This is a genomic window from Pseudomonas sp. ok266 (assembly GCF_900110195.1).
Taxonomy (GTDB): domain Bacteria; phylum Pseudomonadota; class Gammaproteobacteria; order Pseudomonadales; family Pseudomonadaceae; genus Aquipseudomonas; species Aquipseudomonas neuropathica.
Window position 1 is genome coordinate 348,863 of sequence record NZ_FOCU01000006.1, and the last position, 23,604, is coordinate 372,466.

The 23,604-nt window shown below is 59.8% G+C and carries 18 protein-coding genes, 1 pseudogene and 1 riboswitch; of the genes and pseudogenes, 7 read left to right on the forward strand and 12 right to left on the reverse strand.

All coding sequences use genetic code 11. From position 1 onward, the window contains the following. Positions 1–109: 109 nt before the first annotated feature. From BMY54_RS13625 to BMY54_RS13640, 4 genes are all read right to left on the reverse strand, one after another. Positions 110–4,483, reverse strand: coding sequence for a response regulator (locus BMY54_RS13625; RefSeq protein WP_093433344.1), 4,374 nt, complete (start codon positions 4,481–4,483; stop codon positions 110–112). 43 nt (positions 4,484–4,526) lie between these two features. Further along, on the reverse strand, positions 4,527–5,684 hold the full coding sequence (locus tag BMY54_RS13630; RefSeq protein WP_093433347.1) for an HD-GYP domain-containing protein: 1,158 nt from the start codon (positions 5,682–5,684) through the stop codon (positions 4,527–4,529). 366 nt (positions 5,685–6,050) lie between these two features. Next, positions 6,051–7,349 carry an SLC13 family permease gene (locus tag BMY54_RS13635; RefSeq protein WP_093433350.1) on the reverse strand — a complete coding sequence of 433 codons (1,299 nt, stop codon included), beginning with the start codon at positions 7,347–7,349 and terminating at the stop codon, positions 6,051–6,053. A gap of 30 nt (positions 7,350–7,379) precedes the next feature. Beyond that, positions 7,380–8,213 (reverse strand): amidohydrolase family protein, encoded by an 834-nt coding sequence (locus BMY54_RS13640; protein ID WP_093433353.1) that lies wholly within the window; start codon positions 8,211–8,213, stop codon positions 7,380–7,382. A 213-nt stretch (positions 8,214–8,426) separates the two neighbouring features. Here BMY54_RS13640 and BMY54_RS13645 point away from each other — a divergent pair, with 213 nt between their 5' ends. After that, positions 8,427–9,164 carry a GntR family transcriptional regulator gene (locus tag BMY54_RS13645; protein ID WP_093433356.1) on the forward strand — a complete coding sequence of 246 codons (738 nt, stop codon included), beginning with the start codon at positions 8,427–8,429 and terminating at the stop codon, positions 9,162–9,164. Between the two features lie 179 nt (positions 9,165–9,343). Here BMY54_RS13645 and BMY54_RS30885 read toward each other — a convergent pair. Next, a pseudogene (locus BMY54_RS30885) lies at positions 9,344–9,490 on the reverse strand (MFS transporter); the annotation flags it as partial. Between the two features lie 208 nt (positions 9,491–9,698). On the opposite strand from BMY54_RS30885, the gene BMY54_RS13650 reads away from it, so the two are divergent. After that, entirely contained in the window at positions 9,699–10,685 is a 987-nt protein-coding gene (locus BMY54_RS13650) for an acyltransferase family protein (RefSeq protein ID WP_371914440.1), read from the forward strand. A gap of 142 nt (positions 10,686–10,827) precedes the next feature. After that, positions 10,828–11,289, forward strand: a complete 462-nt coding sequence (locus tag BMY54_RS13655; RefSeq protein WP_093433359.1) for a thiol-disulfide oxidoreductase DCC family protein — start codon at positions 10,828–10,830, stop codon at positions 11,287–11,289. Here BMY54_RS13655 and BMY54_RS13660 read toward each other — a convergent pair. The 7 genes from BMY54_RS13660 to BMY54_RS13690 all read right to left on the reverse strand — a co-directional run bounded on the left by BMY54_RS13660 (position 11,273) and on the right by BMY54_RS13690 (position 19,041). After that, positions 11,273–11,764 (reverse strand): DUF2269 family protein, encoded by a 492-nt coding sequence (locus BMY54_RS13660; protein WP_093433362.1) that lies wholly within the window; start codon positions 11,762–11,764, stop codon positions 11,273–11,275. The genes BMY54_RS13655 and BMY54_RS13660 overlap by 17 nt on opposite strands. Position 11,765: 1 nt before the next feature. Then, positions 11,766–12,893, reverse strand: coding sequence for a saccharopine dehydrogenase family protein (locus BMY54_RS13665; RefSeq protein ID WP_093433364.1), 1,128 nt, complete (start codon positions 12,891–12,893; stop codon positions 11,766–11,768). A 175-nt stretch (positions 12,894–13,068) separates the two neighbouring features. Continuing rightward, positions 13,069–15,732 carry an alpha-ketoglutarate dehydrogenase gene (gene mdeB / locus BMY54_RS13670; RefSeq protein ID WP_093433366.1) on the reverse strand — a complete coding sequence of 888 codons (2,664 nt, stop codon included), beginning with the start codon at positions 15,730–15,732 and terminating at the stop codon, positions 13,069–13,071. Between the two features lie 36 nt (positions 15,733–15,768). After that, positions 15,769–16,077 (reverse strand): putative quinol monooxygenase, encoded by a 309-nt coding sequence (locus BMY54_RS13675; protein WP_093433368.1) that lies wholly within the window; start codon positions 16,075–16,077, stop codon positions 15,769–15,771. Between the two features lie 27 nt (positions 16,078–16,104). After that, positions 16,105–16,758, reverse strand: a complete 654-nt coding sequence (gene nfsB, locus BMY54_RS13680; RefSeq protein ID WP_093433370.1) for an oxygen-insensitive NAD(P)H nitroreductase — start codon at positions 16,756–16,758, stop codon at positions 16,105–16,107. A gap of 54 nt (positions 16,759–16,812) precedes the next feature. Next, on the reverse strand, positions 16,813–17,985 hold the full coding sequence (locus tag BMY54_RS13685) for an L-dopachrome tautomerase-related protein (protein WP_093433373.1): 1,173 nt from the start codon (positions 17,983–17,985) through the stop codon (positions 16,813–16,815). 48 nt (positions 17,986–18,033) lie between these two features. Further along, a complete protein-coding gene (locus BMY54_RS13690) occupies positions 18,034–19,041 on the reverse strand; it encodes a zinc-binding alcohol dehydrogenase family protein (RefSeq protein WP_093433375.1) in 1,008 nt (335 codons plus the stop codon). A gap of 110 nt (positions 19,042–19,151) precedes the next feature. On the opposite strand from BMY54_RS13690, the gene BMY54_RS13695 reads away from it, so the two are divergent. From BMY54_RS13695 to BMY54_RS13710, 4 genes are all read left to right on the forward strand, one after another. Then, on the forward strand, positions 19,152–20,045 hold the full coding sequence (locus tag BMY54_RS13695; RefSeq protein WP_093433378.1) for a LysR family transcriptional regulator: 894 nt from the start codon (positions 19,152–19,154) through the stop codon (positions 20,043–20,045). Positions 20,046–20,090: 45 nt separating this feature from the next. Then, positions 20,091–20,297, forward strand: a riboswitch (cobalamin riboswitch). A gap of 91 nt (positions 20,298–20,388) precedes the next feature. Continuing rightward, positions 20,389–22,326 carry a TonB-dependent receptor plug domain-containing protein gene (locus BMY54_RS13700; RefSeq protein WP_093433381.1) on the forward strand — a complete coding sequence of 646 codons (1,938 nt, stop codon included), beginning with the start codon at positions 20,389–20,391 and terminating at the stop codon, positions 22,324–22,326. Further along, complete coding sequence (locus BMY54_RS13705) at positions 22,326–22,685, forward strand: (2Fe-2S) ferredoxin domain-containing protein (RefSeq protein WP_093433383.1); 360 nt, start codon at positions 22,326–22,328, stop codon at positions 22,683–22,685. The genes BMY54_RS13700 and BMY54_RS13705 overlap by 1 nt, the downstream gene beginning before the upstream one ends. Then, positions 22,682–23,602, forward strand: a complete 921-nt coding sequence (locus tag BMY54_RS13710; RefSeq protein ID WP_093433386.1) for an ABC transporter substrate-binding protein — start codon at positions 22,682–22,684, stop codon at positions 23,600–23,602. The genes BMY54_RS13705 and BMY54_RS13710 overlap by 4 nt, the downstream gene beginning before the upstream one ends. The last annotated feature ends 2 nt before the right edge of the window (positions 23,603–23,604 follow it).

Below are 23,604 nucleotides of genomic sequence, written 5' to 3' on the forward strand. Positions count from 1 at the left end.
TTCTGGCTGCTGTCACAAAGGGATCAGGATTGCATTTGGCGTCGGCTCTCGGCCAAAAGCCGTCAGTTGCAATTAAAACTAAACGGCTACGTGTTTACCCAACTCACTTTTACTGAAGGAGCTTCAAGGCGCGATCAAAGTCGAACAGCTCCACCTGCGCCGCGGCAAGTGCCAGACGTTCCGCCAGCGCTCGATCGAGTGGCCTGTTGCGCAGGGCCGCTAGCACGTCCAAAGCCGCCGTATCTCCTTCGTCCAGAAGAACAATAAGCCTGTTCAGTTGCTCGCTGATTGCCGAGTCGTCCAGCAGGTCACCCTCCGTGGAGGCCAGTGTGTCCGCCTCAAGGTTCGCCAGACTCGCGAGGGTCGGGAGCAAGTAATGCTCGACCTGCATCGCTAGCGCTTGTACGACCTCAGCCGGTTCGTTGTCCTGACAGGCCTGTTCTAACAACGTGCTGGCCTGCGCCACGGCCTTGGCGCCGATGTTGCCGGCGGTGCCGCGCAAGCTGTGCGCCAGTCGTGCGGCAGCAGCAGAATCCGGATCGATTCGTGCGGCCTGGAATTGCTCGGAAAAATCTGTCTGAGTGTCGCGAAACTTGCAGAGCAGACGTAAGTAGAGATCCCGCCGCCCCATGCAGGTGGCGAGTCCCGCCGCCAGGTCAATGCCCTCAAGACGATCTGGCAATCCATCGACCAAACCTGCGTTCAGCGAAGCTTGAGCGGCTCGTGGCTTGATCCATTTTGCCATTGTGGCGAACATGGTTTCGACATTGAGTGGCTTGGAGATATGGTCGTTCATACCGCATTCGAGGGCGCGCTCGCGGTCACCGTCCATGGCGTTGGCGGTCATGGCGATCACTGGCAGAGTGCGAAAGCGCGGTTGCTGACGAATTTTCCGGGTGGCCGTGTAGCCATCCATCACCGGCATCTGGCAATCCATCAGCACGCCATCGAAGTCGTCATCCTCGCCGAGAATATCCAGGGCCTCTTGGCCGTGCGTGGCGAGTCGAAAGCGTATTCCGACACTCTCCAGCAGCTCGCTGGCCAGTTCCTGATTCAGATCGTTGTCTTCGACCAGAAGCAGTCGCGCTCCATTGAGGCTGGCGACGGTGTTGGCATTGTGCAGAGAGCGTTCGCCAGCCCGAGTATCGCTGTGGGTGTCTCTGCCCAGCACGACACCGATGGCTTCAAGTAACGAGGACGGCGTGACAGGTTTGGTCAGTACCACCGGCAACTGGATGCCCTGGCGCTCGGCTTCTTCGCGGGCTTCTTCGCGGCCAAAAGCGGTCACCATGATCACCGATGGCGTGCGCATCAGGCTGGCGGAATGCATTCTGCTCACAGCCTCCATGCCATCCATGCCGGGCATCCGCCAGTCCATCAAGACCAGATCGTAAGGCAGCACCTTGTGCTCGGCGTCGGCCAACATGCGCAGCGCCAGACTACCGCTCTGCGCGACATCCACTTCCAGACCAAAGCTGCGCGCCATGCCCGAAAGGATTTCACGGGCACTGGCGTTGTCATCCACGACAAGCACGCGCATGCCCAACAGCTCGCCAGCCTTGAACATGCGACGCGGCGGAACATTTTGCTGTACGCCGAGTTGTACCTGGAAGTGAAACGTGGAGCCGACTCCCGGTTGGCTTTCAACCCAGATACGACCGGCCATCAGCTCCACCAGCTTCTTCGAAATGGACAATCCCAGCCCGGTGCCCCCGTACTTGCGAGTGATCGAACTGTCAGCCTGACTGAACGACTGGAACAGACGTGAACACTGCTCGACGGTCATGCCGATGCCCGTGTCGCGCACCCAGAAATGCAGTTGCACGTGTTCGTTGTGAGAAGCAACTTCTTCAACGCCGACCACGATGTCACCGTGTTCGGTGAACTTGGCCGCGTTGTTGCCGAGGTTGATCAGCACTTGCCCCAGTCGCAGGGGGTCGCCCAGCAGTGCCGTGGGCAGGTCAGGCGGAATCTGAAACAACAACTCCAGACCCTTGTCCTCGGTCTTCAAGCCGATCATGGCAGCGAAGCTGTCGAGCACATCTTCCAGACGGAAGGGGATCTGTTCGAGACTCATCCGGCCGGCTTCGATCTTTGAGAAGTCGAGAATGTCGTTGATGATTCCCAGCAGGTTCTCCGCTGATCGGTGGACTTTTTCAATGTAGTTGCGCTGGCGTTTATCCAGTTCGGTACGCAGCGCCAGGTGGCTCATGCCGATGATGGCGTTCATCGGTGTTCGGATTTCATGGCTCATGTTGGCGAGAAACTCGCTCTTGGCCTGCGTGGCCTCCTCGGCCGCAGCCCTTGCCTCTGCCAGTGCGGTTACATCGATGTTGATGCCGGTTGCGCGCAATGGCTTGCCGTCAGGCGTGCGTGAGAAGCGATTCAGCGACCGGAACGTGCGCACCTGCCCATCGTTTTTACGCACAATCCGGAAGTCGAACTCGGCGCGATCATCGCCACTCTGGACGGCACTCTCGAACGTGCTGCTGACTCGCGCCAGGTCGTCGGGATGCACCAGTGCCTTCCAGTGCGCCAGCGTACCGCCGAAGCAGCCTGGCTCCAGACCAAACAGGACTTCGAGTTGGGGGGTCCAATAATTTGTGCCACTGACCAGGTCGACGTCGAACAGCCCGATGTCACCGGACTCCTGCGCCAGATTCAGACGATCGCTGGCCGTGCGCAGCCTGGCTTCCATCGCCCTGCGCTCACTGACATCGCGCACCGAGGCGCACACACAGACGCCACGCCCCTCCAGTCGCGGTAGATGGGAAAGGCCGATTTCCACGGAGAACAAACTGCCGTCTTTGCGTACGCCGCTCAGATCGTCAAGATCGCCGCCCATCTGCCGGGTTCCGCCGCTGGCAATGAAGCCGTCGCGTAACCTGACATGGCGCTCGCGGGCAGCCTGCGGTACCAGACGCTCGATGCTGGCGCCAATCAGCTCGCCGGGGGCGTAGCCAAACAGGGTATCCATTTGCGGGTTGGTCATCAGGATGCGACCGTCGGCGCCCAGCACCAGCATGCCGTCCGGTGCTGCCTCGATGATGCCGCGGTACCAGGCTTCGGTGGCGCGCAATGCGGCCTGCTGGGCCTCCAGCTCGCTGGCCTGGTGCTCCAGTTGCAAAGCCTGCGCGCCCATTTCGTCTGCCTGACGGCGAGTTTCCAAGAGCAGCGCCTGAGCTGCCTCACTGCGTTCCATAATGGCCATGGCGCCGGCCAACCGGGGCAGGACTTCTTGCAGCAGCAGCGCTTCGTTCTCTTCCAGTTGGCGAAAACCGGCCATTTCCATCACCCCGAGCAGGCGTTCGCCACGCATCACGGGCTGAACCAACAGGACGCTGGCGGGGGCTGCGCCCAACGGCGTGCGCACATGCCAAAACGGTTCCGGTAGGTCCTGAAGCTGGCGGGGCTGGCGATCCAGTGCGCACTGGCCAAGCAACCCTTCACCGAGATCAAGTTCAGCGGGGAGCGGATGAACACTGTCCACCGCATAACCGCCAACCAGGCGCAGGCGTGCCGCGCCTTCATAGAGAACGTAAAGCGCTCCCTGGCACATGCCCAACTGCGGCGCGATGTGGCTGAAAAAAGCCTGGGCCAACTGCTGCGGTGTCTCCGCCTGTTGCAGATCCACTTGCAGGAGCGACGTGTGGTTTTTGATCCAGCGCTGGCGCTCAAGCTGACAAGCTTCCAGCTGCAGCGTGGCGATGGCACGCGCCAGGTCGCCGGTTTCGTTGCGAAGATCGGTGTGCGGGATGTGACCGTCCAGCTTGCCGGACGCCAATTCGTCCACCGCCACGCGGACGCGATTCAACGGCACGCGAATGGAATAACTGACCAGCCAGGTCAACAGCAAGGCCAGCGTCGACCCACCCAGCAGCAAGATGGACGTAATCGCAGTACTTCGCTCTGCGTACTCCGCCAGGTTCTTCGCTGTATCGTGGATGTCGGCTTCCTTGTTTTTCTCGATCTTGTTGAGCAGCCCGTCGCCGCCCTGTTCCAGCGCAAGAAAATCCTTACTGTTGAGCAACATCAAGGCCTGACCCAAGGAACCCTTGCCGGCCAGCTCCAGTGCCTCATCGCCGTCTTTTTGCAGACGCTTTAATACCATTTCGAATTCCAGCAGGCTGCTGATGCTGCTCTGCCTGCGCAGCGTTGGACGAACCTGCTCCAGCGCTTCGTGGAGTCGCGCCTGGGCGACATCCAGCTGGGCTCTGGCGCTGATACGGATGTCTGCGTTGTTGGTCGCGATTGCACGTTGCATGGCGAGCAACAGATGCGGCAACTGCACCCGAACCTCCTGCACATGCTGAATACCTACCAGATCCTGTTGGTACAACTGCTGCATTTCAGTTCTTAGCGAATACTGCGTGCGCAGGCTTTGCACGCCCAATATCAGGATCAATATCAGCAGCGCAGCGAAGCCGATGATCAATTTACTGCGCAGAGACAGGCGCTCGAGCATCTCGAACAGTCTGTTCATAAACGGCCTCTTTCAGCTGGATGTGCAGAGTAATGCGCGGGATTCAGGGACGTTCGGCAATCTGCTCAAGCAGTGCTAACTGCCTGGCCATGTCCTGGTCGCTGTCGGCAAATCGCTCGGCAATTGCGCGGAACTGCTCGGCATTGGCGAGAAACGCGTCACAGATGTCCGGATCAAAATGCGAGCCCCGGCCTTCGCCGATGATTTTCACCGCCTGCTCGTGAGGCATGCCGGGCTTGTACACGCGGCGGCTGATCAGCGCATCGTAGACATCTGCCACGGCCATTAACCTGGCGCTGATCGGGATATCGTCGGCGGCCAAGCCTTGCGGATAGCCACTGCCATCCCACTTTTCCTGATGGCCGTAGGCGATTTCCTTGGCCAAATGAAGGAAATCGACGTTTATGCCTAATTGATCCTCCGCGTGCTGGATGGCGTCACGCCCCAATGTGGTGTGGGTCTTCATGATCTCGAATTCTTCAGCGGTGAGCCGTCCCGGTTTGAGCAGGATGCGATCGGGAATGCCAATCTTGCCGATATCGTGCAGCGGTGCCGATTTGAAGAGCAGCTTGATGCTGTCCTCGTCGAGGAAGTGCCGAAAGCGCGGGTGGTTGCGTAACAGTTCAGCCAGGCGCTTGATGTAGTGCTGGGTACGGCGAATATGGTTGCCGGTTTCGTTGTCACGGGTTTCGGCCAGCGAAGCCATGGCGTGGATGGTGACATCCTGGATGGCGATCACCTCCTGGGTGCGGCGCTGCACTTCCCGCTCCAGAAACTCATTCTGATTGCGCAGGAAATCGGCAACGGACTTGAGCTTGATTTGGGTCTCGACCCTGGCCATGAGCACCGGGGGGATGATCGGCTTGGTGATGTAATCCGCAGCCCCGAGGCTCAAGCCGCGAATCTCGTCCTCCGTTGCGGTCATGGAGGTGAGGAAAATGATCGGTATATGGCGAATGCGAACGTCGAGCTTGAGCTGCTCGGCAACGTCATAACCGGACAGGCCCGGCATCATGATATCCAGCAGGATCAGATCGGGAAGCGGGTCGGCCTGCAGAAGGCGTAGGGCCTTTTCGCCGCTGTTGGCGGCCTTGACCCGATATTTGTCCTTCAGCAACTCGGCGATCAACATCAGGTTGTCGGGGGTATCGTCGACCACCAGAACGGTCGCTGATGGATAAACGCCCTGAGTGCTATCCATGGTTGTTGGCTCCCTTGCCAGACAATTAAGGAGTTGGCGCACTTGCACCAGTCTCTTGCTGGCAAGCGTAGCTAGAAACGCTGCAATCGCTAGGCGGAAATCTGTAGGCTGGTTCCCAGCATCAGGTGGATGAATTCTGGTTAGAGCGCTCGTAAATTAACGAGCATGGGCTTCAGCGTCCGGTTCAGTTAGCGCGATAAAAGCCTTAACGTGCTGGGCGACGGCAAGCAACCCCATTCGATTTGACCGATATCGGATGGCTTGCACACTTCCCAGCACATCAATGATGGTCATTTTTCCCTATTGATTGATCGACGTGCCAAATGCAACGGCTCGGCAAAGGCGCCGGGCCGTGAAGAGCCGTGCTTAGAGGAACGTGAGAACAGCGTTGAACACCAGTGCCGCGACAAAGCCAAGTGGCGCTGCGCGAAACAGGAGCTGCTGGAACAGTGAGCTGCGACTCTGCTCCGTGACACATGAGCCTAATATCAAGCTACCACCAGAGGAGAACGGCGAGATGGAGGTGGCTTGAGCGCCAACGACGATGGCCACAAACAGAATCATCGGATCTAGCCCCAGTGCCGTGGCAAGCGGTGGCACCAACGGGAACAGCGCCGGCGTCACCACCCCCAGCGTGCTGGAGAATAGCGACATGAACGCCGCCACCACACCGAAGACAATCGGCACCATGATCGGCGCAATGCTATTGCCCATCCACGATGCCAGCAAGCCGATGGTCCCGGCCTTGATCGCGACCGAGATCAGCATGCCCACACCACAGATCATGATCAACGTGCCCCAAGGCACAGACGCCATTGCCTTGCGTTCGTCGCCCAGTTTCAGCAAGAGCGCGATCACCGAGAACAGGCTGGCGATCAAACCGATGTCCATTTTCGAATTGATGAAGCTCACCGTGGAATTTGCCGGGAAGACAATTTGCGCGACGGGTGCCGCCAGTACGATCACCATCATCGCTAACGTCAGCCACAGGGTGATTGTCTGCTCGCGGTTCAGCGGCGTCGGCACGGCGACCGCATAAGCGGACGCTTTCATCGCCTTGCCATGGCCGGTGAGAAACACCAATACCGAAATCACCGCCAGCGGTATCACCAGGGTACTGGCGAAAATCGCTGCGGCGTTGATGAAGGCCTCGTTTTCCGGGATGCCAGCGTTGGCCATCAAGCCACGAAAAATGATTCCACTCTGGCTGGAGACGAAGTTGGCTCCGCTCAAGGCGCCATAGTTGACCGCCATGCCGCCCGTGATCAGGCTCATCCCGGTGCGCTCGCACAGCAGCAGCGTGATGGGCGCCATGAACGCCAGCACTGTGTAGTAGCCCGCCCCCATCGCCGAGATGGTGGTTGCCGTGAAGAAGACCGCGAACGGCAACAATTGAGGCATCGACCGGCATCGATAAATCAGATGCTCCGCCAATTTTTCAAGCGTGCCATTGACGGTGGCAAAACTATAGAACAGACAAACCGAGAAGATGATGAAGAAAATCTTCAACGGCCACAGGCTGATGACGTCGGACGGGCTCAACCCCATGCCGTAACAGCCGATCAGGTAAGCAAAAGCGATGGCGAACAGACCTATGTTGATCTTGGTCTTGTAACCCAGGGCAACGGCGACAACGATTGCCGCGACGACGAGCAGGCTCATCATGATGAAAGTCCTATTGTTGTTATTGATCGTTTAGCAGCGTATTTCGAAGCCAAACAGCTTCGCTGGGTTGTCCTTCAGCACATGCGCCCGCTCGGCCGCGTCCGGCAGCAAGCCTTCGAGGAAAGCCACTTGCCGGGAATAGTCCGTCTGCTGTTCATACTGAGTGTTGGGCCAATCGCTGCCCCAGACGAGTCGCTGGAGACCGCCACTCGCGTCGCGCAACAGCGCCAGCCCATGCGATGCCTGGGCAAGATCGGATCGACTGCGGTACGGGGCGGAAAGCTTGAGCCACACCCCGTCATCCTTCAGCAACTCAAGAAACGCCTGATGGTTGGGGTTCCCGGCATCGATGCCCCCCGTCGGCAGGCCGAAATGATCGATGACCACGGTCACACCGCAGGCCCTGATGGCCGATACGATCGGCGCCAGGTCATCGATGCCGCGCTGAACTTCAACTTGCCATCCCCGCAGCGCCAACCGCTGGAACAGAGTGGTCCAGGCTGGGCCGCTGTAATCCGCCAGCGCCTTGCCAATGAGATTCAAACGGATACCAACCACACCCGCTTCGGCCAATTCGTCGAGCAGGGTTTCGCTGACGTCGACATCCACCACCGCCACCCCACGCAAGCGCTGCGGATAACGGCGCAACGCGTCGAGCATGAAGTGATTGTCGGTGCCCAGAAAGCTCGGCTGAATCAACACGCCGTGTGAAAAACCGTGGCGATCCAGGTGATCCACGTATTGCTCCACCAAAGCGTTGTAACGCGGGCTGTAGCGACGGTTGGCAACCATCGGCAGATCCTGGCGGAAGACGTGGGCGTGCGTGTCCACACCGGTGAAGGCAGGCGGGTGAAGGCTGGTCATAAACAGATAACCCCGTTCGTTTGTTGTTATGGAGAATCACCTGCCGCCATGAGAAATCAGGTTATTTGGCCCAATCCTGCAATCGTCAGCACGTGTACAGAAGCTTAAATTCATATATATGACTAGATCACCATATATTCAGGGATGGATATCTGTCAAACCTCACGCAGGTGATAAAGTGGCTGCGCATGCCGAAAAGGAATCAAAGAAAAAATGAACGCCCCTACCCTCGGATACGACGAGCGCTTGCCGCTCTATCAGCGCCTGCGAGAAGAAATGCTCGCCAAGATCGCCACCGGCGAATGGATGCCAGGCGCGCCCATCCCCACGGAGGCCGAGCTCACCAAACACTATGGTGTAGCCATCGGCACGGTACGAAAGGCCGTGGACACACTGGTCAATGAAGGCCTGCTCCTGCGCAGCCAGGGCCGGGGCACCTATGTGCGCCGTCCCAACTTCGATGCCTCACTGGCGCGATTCTTCAGGCAAGTGAATGCCGCTGGCGGGCGCGAAATACCGACCAGCCGCATCCTGGCAAAGAGCCGGCAAAAACCCTCTCAACCTGTGGCAACAGCCCTGAAATTGCAGGGCGACGAAGACGTCGTGCACCTGGAACGGCTGCGGATGGTTGAAAGCCGCACACTGTTTCACGAGGATATCTGGCTCCCCGCCACACGGTTCGGCGTATTGCTGGAAATTGAATCCGAAAGCTTCGGCGAACTGCTCTACCCGTTTTATGAAACCCAGTGCGGACAATGTATCGGCTCGGCGACAGAGACCCTCACCGTAGAGCAAGCCGACCGGGCCACCGCCAAAACCCTTTCAATCAAAGAAGGCGCCCCGGTCGTCACCATCGAGCGCACCGCCCTCGGCTATGACCGCTCCCCGCTCGAATACCGAATTTCCCGCGCGGCGGCCGAGGGGTTCAGGTACCAGATCGATATCTCATAAGCCCAGTGACAAGGGCTCCCACGCCCTAGCAGCCGGGGGTGTCGGGGTTACGCCGGCGGTCCAGCCGGGGGCGTAACCGGCTTGTTCAGGCTCAACCTGAGCCTCAGCTCTGTCATCTTTGGGGCGCCGGTAGCTGTCGGAGTAGATAGCCGCTATGGCGGATCGGCTCCGCTTGGAGAGCTAAACATTGCCCCACCAGGAGCTGCGCCTGTGGCGATGGCCGACTGTAGAGACGTTACCACCACCCGCCCGGCGCTTTCCGCTTGGTCGGGGACCGCGCTGGCGACCCAGTTCGACCACGCCAACGGCCCCCCCCAAAAAAGGCCAGGCCGTGTTTGGCTTGCTGCCCGCTGGGTACCTTCCGGCCAGCCTGTTGACGCCGATGGCGACCGGGCTGGGGGTATCCGAAGCGCTGGCTGGCCAAGCCGTGTGCCGCCCGAACGCAGAGAAAAACCTGTTATCCACCCATAAACCATCGTAATTTACCCGCCATAACTACAAGGTCGTTTGGGGATACACGTGGGAGCCTAACGTCTGCTGTTGGCCGTGCTGGTCGCTGTTTCGCATATGGGCAAGATGTTCATGGGGTTCAACCCGGGCGTGGTGGCGGTGATTTCTTTCCTGCTCATCAGTGGTTTTGTGATGACCTCACTGATCGAGCGCAACTACCAGGCGCCCGAAAAAGTCGGCCTGTTCTACCTGGACCGCGCCCTGCGCCTTTACCCACAGTTCCTGTTCTACTTCATCCTCTCTTGTGCGGTGATCTATTTCCTCCTGCCTGGCACGCCGCAATGGGCCGAATTGACCTTCAGAAACATCGCAGCCAGCCTGGCGATCGTGCCGTTGGGTTTCTATATGTTCGGCGCGAGCGGATCGTGGATTTTGCCTCCGGCCTGGTCGCTCGGGCTTGAGATGTGCTTTTATCTGGTGATCCCGTTCCTGCTCATCTACCGAGCACGGGGCGTGGCTTTCGCCTTGTCCGTTGCGGTCTTCATCCCCGCGTGCCTGGGTTTCGTCAACACCGACTACTACGGCTACCGCTTGTTGCCCGGCGTGCTGTTTATATTCCTGTGCGGCAGTTACCTCTACAAACCGCAGGCCAAGGGATTAATAATCGCCGCAGGCACCGCTGTGGCAGCGGCATTGATCTTTGCAGCGATCATGATGGGCTGGATCGAACGTCGGCCGTCCAACGCCGAAGTGGCCGCCGGCATTGCCCTGGGCATCCCTGCCGTGTACGGGCTGACAACACTCAAATTTCACCGGATTGACGAGTTTCTCGGGAACATCAGCTATGGCGTATTCCTCAATCACTTCCTGGTGATTTACTTCCTGCACGGCCTCTGGCCGATCACCTCATTCGATTGGTCCAAGGTTGCGACGGTGTTGGTGCTGTCGTTCTTGCTCAGTGGTGTTTCGTATTACTGCGTCGAGCGGCCAGCGTTGAAGTATCGGCATAAACTTCGGGCCGGCTCCAAGGATCGAGTGGGGGCCGTTTGGGCAAGTGAGGCAACGGCTTGACGGCGACATTCAACAGGCGAGGGATCACGCTGCTGAACGTGGTCTGTCTCTCACATTCATGTGCCTAAGCGAGCGCGGTCATTCGCGAACCACTGCTGGCGACGCTATGATCGCAACACCCGACGTCTTGAACACAAAACCCATGCCCACGCCAAAAACCCGCCCTACCCCCGCCCCGTTCCTCAACCCCGGCGAATCCGTGGTCCTGTTCGATGGCGTGTGCAAACTCTGCAACGGCTGGGCGCGTTTTTTGATTCGCCATGATCATCAACGTCGCGTGCGTCTGGCAGCGGTGCAGTCGCCGGAGGGACAAGCCTTGCTCGCGTGGGCCGGCCTGCCAGTCGACCAATTCGACACCATGGCGGTAATCCGTGACCGTCACTACTGGGAACGTTCAGACGCGTTCTTCGAAGTCATCAGCCAACTACCCGCCCGCTGGCAGCCATTGCGGCTGCTACGCGTATTTCCGCGCGGCCTGCGCGACTGGGCCTACGACCGCATCGCGCTGAACCGCTACCGACTGTTCGGCAAGTACGACACCTGCCTGCTGCCAACCCCGGATCATCAACAGCGCTTTCTGAAAATAACTACGCCAGAAAGCTAATCAACTGCACCGGTGTCATCTTCGTCACCATCATCAGCACGATGACAAACATTCCGGCAAACCCGAGCACGCCCATCCAGAACCACTTCCGGTAAACGGCTTGATACTGCTCATCAAGCCCCGTCCCCGCCTCGCTCGCACTCGACGCCATCACATACAGGCGCTTCTGCAGGAGCAACACCGGCAGCCACAGCGAGCCGACGCAGAAGAAGACGATCAGCGAGGTCAGCACCCACTCGGTGCTCATCGACAACCCCGAAAGCCGCATCAGCAGATAACCGGTGACGATCTGCACAAACCCGGCCGGCGTGGTGATCCAGGTGTCGAAGCGCACCACCATGCGCGCGACGTGCGCGATCACGTACGGATTGCCGGTGCGGCTGGCGGCGATCAGGTAGAGGTAGGAGCCCATGCCGAAACCGAACAGGAAGATCGCGGCGATGATGTGCAGGTACTTGAGGCACAGGTAGAGCATGTCAGCGCTGCCCGTCCGAGAAATGCACGGCCAGGCTCAGGTTGTCCGGGTCGTTGATCGCGGCCATGTACTCGGCGACGCTGATTTCGCCCACGCACGGTCTGGCGCCGGCGGTTGGCACGTAACCCTGGGCCATTTTCGTGGCCAGGGCCACGGCGGCGCAGCTGGGGATTTCCGGGCCTTTGTCGTTCAAAGCGGTGAGTTGCGCGGTCATCGACAGCGGTTTGCCATCAACACCAAGGCCCTGCACATCGATGTACATCGCACTTTTGCCATCGCCGAATCGCTCGAAATGCATACCCAGGCGATGCAGCCTGCCGGCCCACAAGGCATGGTCGCGCACCAGCCCGACTTTCAGCGCCTGCGCCAGCAAGCCGTTGGCGATACCGCCGAGCTTGAGACCGGCGCCGGCCTTGAAGCTCAGCGTTTGCGCACCATAACGACCGGCGAAGATGTCCATGTCCGGGACATCGACGTTGGCCAGCAATCGCGTGCCCATCTGCGGCATCTTGCGCAGGGTCAGGTCCAGCCAGCCCGACACTTCATGGACTTTGCCGTTCTTGAGTTGCTTGATCGGTTTGCCGGCGTAAGCGAGTACGCCTTCGATGGTCGACAGCCCGGGCATTTTTGCCGAGGAAGAAATGCCATGCTCGATCGAGTCAATGCGCGAAAAGCGCTGGCGCTGCTCATCAATGATCGCGGAAGACAGCGTCGGCACCGAACTGCAACCACTGAGGATCGCCACGCCCGCTTGTTTCGCCCGCGCGTCGAGCACGTCGATGCCGTTGACGAAGGTGCGGCAGTCCGCGAGGTCGCAGTAGTTCACGCCGGCATCGATGCAACGCTGCGCAACAGCATAGGCTTGCCCCTGAAACGGCCCGCCGGTATGGACGACCAACTGAATGCTCAGCGCACGCAAAGCGGCTTCGAACTCCGTCCCCATGGCATCGCCGCACCAGCCTTCGCAGACGTTTCCCGAATGGCTGTTGAGCTCATCGAGTTTGCGCTGCAACTTGCGCGGATCACGACCCGACAGCACCAGCCCGATATCCGGCATCAGCGCCAGATGTCTGCACACGATGCTGCCGAAATTTCCGTAGCCCCCGACCACCATCACCCTGAACGGCATGCAATTCTTCCCTAAGTCATTTCATCAAACAGGCGGGAAGGATATAGGGCCGAACGTCAGCAGGCCATTCAGATCAGTTGTTCGCCAGCCGACGCGATCCATTTGCGCAGCAGACAGCCAAAGTGTGCCGTCGCGATTGTTAGTTGATGAAAGACGCAACACACGACGTGAAAGCTCAGCGGTTCCAGGGGGCTTCGGCGTCGGCGTCGATGCCGTATTTCGCCCGAGCCTGGGCATGTGCCTGCGGATCGACCGAAGCCAGCGCCGCCAAAACGATGTGATAGCGATCCACTTCAAAGAAGCTGCGCAACGCCGAGCGTGTGTCGCTGCGTCCAAATCCGTCGGTGCCCAGGCAGATGCACGGCGCCTGTAAATACGGCACCACCAATTGTGCATAGGCACGCACGTAATCACTGGCCGCCACGACTGGAGCGTTACCGGGCAGACAATGCAGCAGGTGACTCTGGCACTCGACATCGCCGCCGAACACTTGCTGACGCTGCACCTCGCGGGCATCCCGGGCGAGTTCGGAGAAGCTGGTCACACTCCACACTTCGCTGCTGACTTGCCACTCTTGATCCAGCATATGTGCGGCGGCAATCACCTCGCGCAGAATCGCTCCCGAACCCAGTAAACGAACCGCCGGCACCCCCTCGCCATAGCGGGCATAGAGGCGCATGCCGCGAATCACGTCCGCGTGTTCGTCTGGTTCAAGTGAGGCCTGAACGTAGTTCTCGTTGGTTACCGTCAGGTAATAGAACTCATCCTCTTGCTGCTCCAGCATGCGCCGGGCGCCATGGTCGATGATCACCGCCGCCTCGCTGGCAAATGCCGGGTCGTAGGCGCGGCAGTTGGGCACAGTGGCTGCCATCAACTGACTGGAGCCGTCCTGATGCTGCAGTCCTTCACCCGCGAGCGTTGTGCGCCCCGATGTGGCGCCGATCAAAAAGCCTCTGGCGCGCTGGTCGGCCGCTGCCCAGATCAGGTCGCCAATGCGCTGAAAACCGAACATCGAGTAGTAAATGTAGAACGGCAGCATCGGCTCGCCATTGACGCTGTAGGAGGTGGCCGCAGCGATCCAGGAAGAAATCGCACCGGCTTCGGTGATGCCTTCTTCGAGCAGTTGGCCGTCGGTCGATTCCTTGTAATAGAGCAGCGCGCCGGCATCTTCTGGCTCGTACAACTGGCCGACGGATGAATAAATCCCGATCTGCCGGAACAGATTCGCCATGCCGAATGTACGCGCTTCATCGGCGACAATCGGCACAATGCGCGGCCCCAGTTGTTTGTCCCTGATCAGATGGGTAAACAGTCGCACCACCGCCATGGTCGTCGAGTTTTCACGCTCATCGGCCTTCAGCGCAAAACGGCCATAGCTGTCGAGCGGTGGCACGGCTATTGGTGCAGCCACACCGTTGCGCTTGGGCAAGTAACCACCGAGTGCCCGTCGCTGCTGATGCAGGTATCGCAACTCGGGGCTGTCGTCAGCCGGTTTGTAGAAGCGCATTTCTGCCACGGCCTCATCATCCAGCGGCAAGGCGAAACGATCACGGAATGCCTTGAGCACCTCGATATCGAGTTTTTTCTGCTGGTGCGAGGTGTTGCGCGACTCGCCGATCTGGCCCATGCCGAAACCTTTCTTGGTTTTGGCGAGCACCACGGTCGGCCTGCCCTTGTGCTTGCGCGCGGCCTCGAACGCGGCATGCAACTTACGAAAGTCGTGACCGCCCCGGCGCAACGCGTCGATCTGCTCCGGGCTCATGTCTGCAACCAACGCCTGCAACTGCGGATCCTGGTCGAAGAAATGGCTGCGGTTATACGCACCGTCATTGGCCCCCAGATTCTGGTACTCGCCATCCACCATCCCGGCGAAGTGGCGCAACAGTGCATGGCCGTCATCGCGGGCAAACAATGGGTCCCAGTCCGAACCCCACAGCACCTTGATCACATTCCAGCCGGCGCCGCTGAACAGTGACTCCAGTTCCTGAACGATTTGCCCGTTGCCGCGTACGGGGCCGTCGAGACGCTGCAGATTGCAGTTGATCACGAAGGTGACGTTGTCGAGATTCTCCCGCGCTGCCAGCGAAAGCGCCGCGATGGACTCCGGCTCGTCCATCTCGCCATCACCAAAGACGCCCCAGACATGCCGCCCCTCCGTCGAGGCAATCCCACGGTGCTGCAAATACCGCAGGAACCGCGCCTGGTAAATCGCATTGATCGGGCCAATACCCATTGAGCCCGTGGGAAACTGCCAGAAGTCGGGCATCAGCCAAGGATGCGGATAGGAACACAATCCGCCGCCCTTCACTTCTTGCCGGTAACGCTCCAGTTGCGACGCCTGCAAACGCCCTTCAAGAAAGGCCCGCGCGTACACGCCGGGGGCAGAGTGCGCCTGGAAGTAAACCAGATCACCGCGCCCGGCTTCGCTGTCCGCACGGAAAAAGTGATTGAAGCCGACCTCGAAAATTTCCGCCGCCGAGGCGTAACTGGCGATGTGACCACCCAATTCGCCATAGGCCTTGTTCGCCTTCGCCACCATGGCCAGGGCGTTCCAGCGAATGATCGAGGTGATGCGCTCCTCCATCACCAGATCCCCGGGATAAACCGGCTGCTGTTCGAGCGCGATGGTGTTCTGGTACAGCGAATACGCACTCGCCGTCGTTTGTACGCCGAGACGGCTGGCCTGCTCGGCCAGTCGCAGCAGCAAGAACCGCACGCGCGGTCTGCCGCCGACTTTCGCGACACCTGCCAGGGCTTCCAGCCACTCGTTGGTTTCAATGGCATCGATGTCTTCGTGAACCGGCGTTCCGTGGGTCGGTCGTTGCGCGGTATCTTTCATGGCTGCACACCCTGACAGGTTGAATGGACGACTGGATCAGTTCGACACGTGCTCAAGAAATATCAGTTGCAGCGGCTCTTCCAGCAGATCATCCGCCGCGGCGGCAAAGCGCTTGAAGTAAGGCATGGCGAAATGCGCATCCAGTGCCGCCTGATCCATGAAGGCCTCGCGCATGTAGAACGTGCCGCGCTGGTCGCGCAGTTCAAACAACACATAGTCGAGATTGCCCGGCTCTGCGCGTGTCGGCTCAACCAGCGCCAGCAAGCCTTCTTTCAAGGCCTGTTCCTGGCCTGACCTGGCCTTGAGCACGGCAATCGAGATCAATGTTTCTGTGGACTGGCTCATCTTCAATACTCCTGGGACCGGGTGCATTCAGAGAAAGGTAAACAGCGACTGGGACGGCAAGCGGGACTTGGGCAGGCCTGCGTTGAAGTCTTCGCTGCTGTGATAGCCCAGGCTCACCACGACCAGACTGGTGAAGCCCTGTTCGCGCAGGCCCAGTTCACTGTCGAGGACTTTGCTGTCGAAACCTTCCATCGGCGTCGCGTCGATACCCAGCGAGGCGGCACCCAGCAGCAATGTGCCCAGCGCGAGGTAGGTCTGCTTTTCCATCCAGTGCTGCAGGTCTTTCTGATCGAAGCGATGCAGATCGACAAAACCGCGCCGTCCACGCTCCTGCCCTGCTCGCGCCTCGGCATTGTGAAAACGCCCGTCCATGGCTTCCTGAGCCAGCAACGCCTGCAGGTATTCCTCGGGCAGATGCGTGCGAGTGCAGAAGACGATGACGTGCGACGCGTTGAGTATTTTCGGCTGGTTGAAGCTGAACGGCCCCTGAGTACTGTGGGCGATTCGCGCCCGGCTCTGATCACTCTCGGCAACCACGAAATGCCAAGGCTGGGAGTTGACCGACGACGGGCTGTTGCGCAGTTGTTCCAGCAGCGACTCCAGTGTGTGCCTGGGGATCTTGCGGTCGGCATCGAAAACTTTTGTGGTGAAACGGCGCTTGGCCAGAGAAACGAGATCCATGATTGAACTCCTGATCTGAAAAGTGAAAACGTAGAACTCAATGCCGCTTGGAAATCAGCGCGTCGGCGCCGGCGCTGCGTCGATCTTCAGACGCATCAGGCTGTAAGGTTTTTGCCGCTGATCCTGCCCGGAACGGAATGCCGCCTGGCGGTGCAACTGGTTGGCGATGAAATACAGATAGCCGTCGGGGCCAATCGACAATGTGTCTGGCCAGAGCAGGCGCGGGTCGTGTACCAGCGTTTGCCATTGGCCGTCCGGCAGACGCTTGCGGATCGAGTTGTGCTCGTAATCGCCGGCATAGACGGCGCCGGCGGCGTCAGCCTCCAGACCATCGGACGCGCCCTTCTCCCCCAGATCCTGCACGGCGGCCGTCAGTTGCTGTTCACTGAAGTTGGCATCACGCAGCAACGCGGTGGAAACCGAATACAGGTGCCGACTCGACAGCGGTGTGAAATACAGTGTCTTGCCGTCCGCCGACAGCGCGATGCCGTCCGAGGCCACGCCCAGCGGTTTGCGCTTGCCGTCCGGACCTTCAACGGTGAGTGGCAGGCCTTCAACCACCGGGACAAAGGTCGGGTCAACCGAGGTCGCCGGCACACCGCTCAAGCGGCGCATGGCACTGCCGCTGGCGATGTCCATGACGATGATCGCGCCCGGTCCGCGCAGGGACGAGTCAGTGAGATAGACCGTTCCCTCCGGGCCTGTGCGAAAGTCGAAACGCATGTCGTTGACGTAGGTGCTCGGCAACATGACGTTGTCCGGGAACACCAGGCGTTTGACGATCTTGTTGCTGACCAGATCCACCGCGATCAGCTTCGCGCCTTTGGGTTTTGGGTCTGCGAAACCCGGCGCGGCGGTATCGAGCAACCAGACACGACCGCGCCCGTCGGCCACCACGCTCTGTACGCTGATCAGACCATCACTGGGATCGTTGAGGTTTTCCTGGTTGATCGCCGCGTTCGGGTAAGCCACGACTTTGCCGTCGCGGATCTCGCCCACGGTGAACGGCACGTTGTCGCCCCAACGCGGGAAGTTGACGAAGATTCGTCCGGTCTCGGTGACGGTCACGCCGGTGGGCATTGCGTCGTAGAACGCATGGACCTGTTCGAGCTTGCCGAAGGATCGGTCGGCGGGGGCATTGGCCGGCAACGGCACGGCGCTGATTGCATGGGCGAACGGCGCTGCCATGACCATGGCCAATGCAGCAGAAAGCTTTTTCATACGCATGAGCTGCTCCTGACCGGCCCGCGTGCAGGCCCGTCTGAATGAGTGAAATCAGAAACCTTCGAGTACCAGTTTGCCTCGGGCCTTGCCGCTCTCGACCAAGGCATGGGCACGGCGCATGTTTGCCGCGTTGATCGCGCCGAAATGTTCACCGACGGTCGTTTTCAAAATGCCCTGGTCAATCAGATCGCTGACGCGATTGAGCAGGTGATGCTGCTCAATCATGTCCGGGGTTTCGTACAGCGAACGGGTGAACATCAGCTCCCAGTGCAGCGACAGCGACTTGCGCTTGAGCGGCATTACGTCGAGGCTTTCAGGATCGTCGATCACGCCCAGACGCCCTTGTGGTTGGAGCACTTCGATCAGCTGCGCAAAATGCTCCTCGGTATGGGTCAGGCTGGCGACATGGCTGACCTCGTCGATGCCCAGTGCCTGCAACTGTGCGAGCAGCGGCTGACTGTGATCGATGACGTGATGCGCGCCCAATTGCCGGACCCAGTCAGCCGTTTCCTGCCGCGAGGCGGTGCCGATGACGGTCAGCTGCGTCAACTGTCGGGCCAGTTGCACCAGCATCGAACCGACGCCGCCCGCTGCCCCCGTGATCAACAGGCACTTGCCCTGCCCTGAACCTTCGGTGACACCGAGACGGTCAAACAACAGCTCCCAGGCGGTGATCGAGGTCAACGGCAATGCCGCGGCATCCGCAGCACTTAACGAACGCGGTTTGTGCCCGACGATTCGCTCGTCCACCAGGTGAAATTCGCTATAACTGCCGGTGCGGGCAAGGGAGCCTGCGTAGAACACTTCGTCGCCAGGCTGAAACAGCGTCACTTCAGTCCCGACCTCGCGGACGATGCCGGCGGCATCCCAGCCGAGGATTTTCGGTTCTTTGGTGAAAGTGCCGGCGCGTACTTTGGTATCGACCGGATTGACCGACACCGCACGAACTTCTACGAGCAAATCCCGGGGGCCGGGAGTTGGCACCGGAAGGTCGATGTCCTGCAACGATTGCGGATCTTCAATGGGCAAAGCGTGTTGGGTGAAGGTGATGGCTTTCATGGAAACTCGCTGTCTGAAGAGCTGATGTGCTCGCTTGCCGCCATCTTCGACTTCCCAAGCACAAAGAAAAACCAGCAGAATGCGCCAACACTTTCACTTCAGGAGTGAAAATGATCCGCATCGATGATCTTGGTTTGTTCACCCGCAGCGCCGCGCTGGGCAGCTTCACAGCTGCCGCCCATGAGGCGGATTTATTGCCCGGTCAGGTTGCCGCGGCGATCAAGCGTCTGGAGCGTGAGCTGGACGTGCGCCTGTTTGCGCGCACCACCCGCAGCCTGCGATTAACCGCCGAGGGCGAGCAATACTTGCCCACTGCCCACTCGGTGCTGGAGGCGCTCAAGCAAGGCAAGGAAAACCTGCGCGGTGAAAACGCCACGTTGCGCGGCGTGTTGCAAGTGACGGCGCCGTCCGATCTGGGGCGCAACATTTTGCTGCCGTGGCTCACACTGTTTCGCCGCCAGCACCCGGAACTGACCTTGCGCTTTTCCCTGTCGGACCAGATGGCCGACTTGTTTCGTGACCCGGTAGACGTGGCGATTCGATACGGCTCGAATGAAGATGCCAACTACGTGGCGCTGCCGCTGGCACCGTGGAACCGGCGGGTGCTGGTCGCCGCACCGGAATACGTGGAGCGCCACGGATACCCGCAAACGCCGGATGATCTGCACAACCACGCTTGCCTGCTCTACCAGCAAGGCGGCCGGATCTACGACAAGTGGAGTCTGGGCAGTGAAACGATCCAGGTCTCGGGACCGATGTTCAGTGACGACGCCGACATCGTGCGCCGCTGGGCGTTGAGCGGCGAAGGCATCGCCAACAAATCCTGGCTGGACGTCAGTGCAGACGTGATCGCAGGGCGACTGGTCGTGCTACTGAAGGATTTTCCCGGCAATGCCTCACCGTTGAGTCTGGTGTGCCCGCATCGCAAGCAGATCACCCCGGCGGTGTCTCAGCTTTATGCGTGGTTGAGTGGCCAGTTTGTCGCTCTGGAACGTATCCAATAGCTCCCCTGGTGGTTGCTACATTGACGAGACGCTCCTCGAATGTTCAGATGCCGGCCAGTTTCAGGTGTCCCATGCCGCCGTGCATGGGGTGAAACGGGAAACCGGTACGTTCTTTTCGAACAAGTCCGGTGCTGCCCCCGCAACGGTATGCGCGTGATGTTTTCAATACACCACTGTGGCCAGACGGCCATGGGAAGGTGAAAACCTCGATACGCGCGAGCCCGGAGACCGGCCTGGAATTTCGTTTGGCAAAATCCTGCGGTGGGCGGGCATGGGCCGGTATTGGCTGTGCGCGATGCCTTCTCTTGCATGCTCTTCTGCGAAGATCCTTTTCGAGAAGACAATGATTCGACCTTTCAACACTTCTGCTCCAACCCTGTTCCTTGGCTGCCTGTTCAGCCCGCTGCTACTGGCCGACGACGCGCCGCTGGAACTCAATCAACAAATCGTTACTGCACCGTCAGTGGAATCCACCACCGTCGCCGAGATGGCCAGATTCGGCAGCAAGGTCGAAATCGTCAGCCGCGAGCAGATCGAACGCGCCGGCCCCAGCGCCGATGTCAGCCGCGTGATGCAGATGTTCATTCCAGGCTTGTATGTGGCGCCGAAAAACGGCCCTTTCGACTACGGCACGTATTCGCTGCTCGGCGGGCGCAACGACGACACGCTGATCCTGCTCGACGGCGTGCGCCTGAACAATCGCCTGTACGGCGGCCTCTATCTGGACACTCTGCCGGCCAACGCCATCGAACGCATCGAAGTGCTCAAGGGTGGGCAGAGCCTGTTGTTCGGCACCCAGGCCGTGTCCGGCGTGATCAACATCGTCACCCGCAGCCCGCAATCGCGCAAAGCCGCCGGCGAGGTGAATCTGGGCGTCGACAGCTTTGGCGGCACCACCGAAGACGCCCGCGTCGAGAATATCTTCACTAACGGTTTCGGTGACCTCGGTTTGCTGGCGTACTTCAGCCATAACGTCTCCGACGGTTACCAGCCCTATCGCAACCGCGACATGAAAAACGATTCCGGCAAGGATCGCGCCTACGAAGTCACCACGTTCGGCGGCAAGGCGATTCAGTCATTCGGCGATGATTCGCGGCTGGAGCTGTTTTACCAATACGCCGACGCCAACCTCGATTTCGCCCGCCCGGTCGACAACCACAAGACCACTAACGACCGCGTGCAGCAGATCGCCACGGCGACCTTCGAGCAGACCGTCAATGAGCGCCTGAGCTACTTCGTCAAAGGCCATATCAACGACTGGGACACGCGTTATACCCGCGTCAACAACGTGGAGGGCGGCGGCACCAAAGTCATCAACCACAATGACTATTGGGGCTTCACCGATTGGGGTGTGCAGGCCGAGGGCAAGGCTGAATTGCCCGGTGGCCATGTACTGGTGTTCGGCACCGACAACCAGTGGTTCAAGGGCCAGGATGATGTGTTGATCATCGATAACGACAAGGCCGAAGCCCACGCTTTCTACACGCAACTGCGCCCGCAGATCGACGCCCTGCCCGACTGGCACCCGAGCATCGGTGTGCGTCACGAAGCCATGAGCGGTGGCGATGGTGCCACCGTCGGCATGCTCACTTCGCTGTATGACCTCAACGACAACTGGTCGGTGCGCGGTCAGTACGGCAGCGCCTACAAACTGCCGAACGCCGAGCAGCTGTTCGTCAATGAACCGGGCGACGAGATCGGCAATCGCAACCTGAAGCCGGAAAAAAGCCGCAATGCGGAGCTGGGTGTCGACTACAAAGGCTTTCTGCTCGACCGCGAATTCAGCGCCAGCGTGACCCTGTTCAAACGCAAGATCGACGACTTGATCACCCTCGACGACATTCAATGGGTCAACGGTGAAGGCCAGTTGCGTATGCGCGGTTTCGAGGCCGACGCCAAACTCGCGCTCAACGATCAGTGGAGCCTGCAAGCGGACATGACCCGCAACCTCACCGAATCGCGCAGCGGTGTAACCCTCAACGATATCCCGAGCTTCTTCGCCCGCTCGCGGCTTGGCTATGAATCGGAAAACCGTCTGTGGGGCGCCGGCGGTGCGATCCGCTATATCCGCGACATCAAAAGCTCGAAGCAAGTCGAGTACGGTAACTATTCCGTGGTCGACGCCGACGCTTATCGCTACCTCGACAACGCTCATCAGCACCGCGTGAGCCTGCTGGTGGAAAACCTGTTCGACCGCGATTACGTCACCAGCCGTTCGAGCAACGTCGACAACCTCGGCCGGCCGTTCACCTCCGAAGTGCGCTACACGTACCGCTTCTGATGAGTGGAATCAAAACCGTCGACGGCGTCGACACGCACCCGGACTGGTCAAATGTGCCCGAGCATGCGCGCCATGTATTCCTCTGCACCGGCCCGCGTTGCACCCAGCGCGGCGCCTTGCAGTTATGGAAAACCCTGCGCCGGCATTTGCTCGCGCACGATCGCATCGAGACGCCGGATGGCGTCTTGCTGACGCGTACGCACTGCCAGTTTCCGTGCAATCTGGGGCCGATTGTAACGGTGTATCCGGAGCGCTGCTGGTATGGCGTGCGCAGCCATGAAGATGTGCAGCGGCTGGTCGAGGGGCATCTGGTGGGCGGTGAAGTGGTTGCGGATTTGCTGATCAAGGTGCAGACATGAGATCGATTCTGTACGTACTTGGCGCCCTGCTCTGCTCAATGCCTGTACTCGCCGACAGTTACCGCAATTGCGGCGAAGAATGGAGCGCCGATCAATCTTCGCGCATCGTCGCGCTCAATCAGCATGCGGCCGATCTCGTCCTCGCACTGGGTGCCGGGCCAGCGCTGGTCGGCGTGGCGTATCTGGATGACACCGGTGCCGGTCAGCGCCAAGCCGAGTATTTCGGCGTACCGGTAATCGCGCGGCAGTACCCGGCCAGCGAAGTGCTTTACGCTGCGAAGCCGGATCTGGTGATCGGCGGTTTTGCCACGGCGTTCGGCGACGGGGTGACCTCGCGCTCGGGGCTTGCGCGCAATGGCGTGGGTTCGTATCTGCTGGAGTCCGCCTGCAACGGGCACTCACTGGATTATTTCGCGCATGTGCGCAATGACTTGCTGACCTTGGGCAAGCTGCTGCACCAGCAGCAAAAAGCCCAAGCATTGATCGACTCCATGGAAAAGGACATTGCCAGCGCCCGAGCCTTGGCCGGTGTAGGTAAACCGTTGTCCGTGTTCTATCTCGACAGCGAAGTCAAAGGTCTCGACAGCGAAGGTCGACGTGGCTTTGTCACCCAGCTGTTGGCCGCTGCCGGTGCGCGCAATGTGTTTGCCGACATCAACCTCTATCGAGTGACCGTGAACAGCGAAACCCTGCTGGCCAGCGACCCGGACGTGATCCTGCTGGCCGACGCCGAATGGTCGCCCGCCCGCCGCAAACGCTACCTGTTGGCCCACGACCCGGTCCTCTCGCAACTGCGCGCGGTGCGCGAGAACCGCATCATCGAGATCCCTTTCACCCACCTGCTGCCAACCTACAACAGCGGCCGCGTCGCCTTGCAACTGGCCCGCCTGCTCAATGCCCTGAATAAAAATAAATGAAC

Bases quoted from the DNA above. Each gene is read 5' to 3' on its own strand.
- BMY54_RS13665 (WP_093433364.1), bottom strand. From the start codon at position 12,893: ATGCCGTTCAGGGTGATGGTGGTCGGGGGCTACGGAAATTTCGGCAGC.
- BMY54_RS13625 (WP_093433344.1), bottom strand. From the start codon at position 4,483: ATGAACAGACTGTTCGAGATGCTCGAGCGCCTGTCTCTGCGCAGTAAA.
- mdeB (WP_093433366.1), bottom strand. From the start codon at position 15,732: ATGAAAGATACCGCGCAACGACCGACCCACGGAACGCCGGTTCACGAA.
- nfsB (WP_093433370.1), bottom strand. From the start codon at position 16,758: ATGGATCTCGTTTCTCTGGCCAAGCGCCGTTTCACCACAAAAGTTTTC.
- BMY54_RS13675 (WP_093433368.1), bottom strand. From the start codon at position 16,077: ATGAGCCAGTCCACAGAAACATTGATCTCGATTGCCGTGCTCAAGGCC.
- BMY54_RS13660 (WP_093433362.1), bottom strand. From the start codon at position 11,764: ATGCTCTACCTGTGCCTCAAGTACCTGCACATCATCGCCGCGATCTTC.
- BMY54_RS13705 (WP_093433383.1), top strand. From the start codon at position 22,326: ATGAGTGGAATCAAAACCGTCGACGGCGTCGACACGCACCCGGACTGG.
- BMY54_RS13685 (WP_093433373.1), bottom strand. From the start codon at position 17,985: ATGCGTATGAAAAAGCTTTCTGCTGCATTGGCCATGGTCATGGCAGCG.
- BMY54_RS13695 (WP_093433378.1), top strand. From the start codon at position 19,152: ATGATCCGCATCGATGATCTTGGTTTGTTCACCCGCAGCGCCGCGCTG.
- BMY54_RS13640 (WP_093433353.1), bottom strand. From the start codon at position 8,213: ATGACCAGCCTTCACCCGCCTGCCTTCACCGGTGTGGACACGCACGCC.
- BMY54_RS13710 (WP_093433386.1), top strand. From the start codon at position 22,682: ATGAGATCGATTCTGTACGTACTTGGCGCCCTGCTCTGCTCAATGCCT.
- BMY54_RS13690 (WP_093433375.1), bottom strand. From the start codon at position 19,041: ATGAAAGCCATCACCTTCACCCAACACGCTTTGCCCATTGAAGATCCG.
- BMY54_RS13630 (WP_093433347.1), bottom strand. From the start codon at position 5,684: ATGGATAGCACTCAGGGCGTTTATCCATCAGCGACCGTTCTGGTGGTC.
- BMY54_RS13655 (WP_093433359.1), top strand. From the start codon at position 10,828: ATGCCCACGCCAAAAACCCGCCCTACCCCCGCCCCGTTCCTCAACCCC.
- BMY54_RS13635 (WP_093433350.1), bottom strand. From the start codon at position 7,349: ATGATGAGCCTGCTCGTCGTCGCGGCAATCGTTGTCGCCGTTGCCCTG.
- BMY54_RS13700 (WP_093433381.1), top strand. From the start codon at position 20,389: ATGATTCGACCTTTCAACACTTCTGCTCCAACCCTGTTCCTTGGCTGC.
- BMY54_RS13645 (WP_093433356.1), top strand. From the start codon at position 8,427: ATGAACGCCCCTACCCTCGGATACGACGAGCGCTTGCCGCTCTATCAG.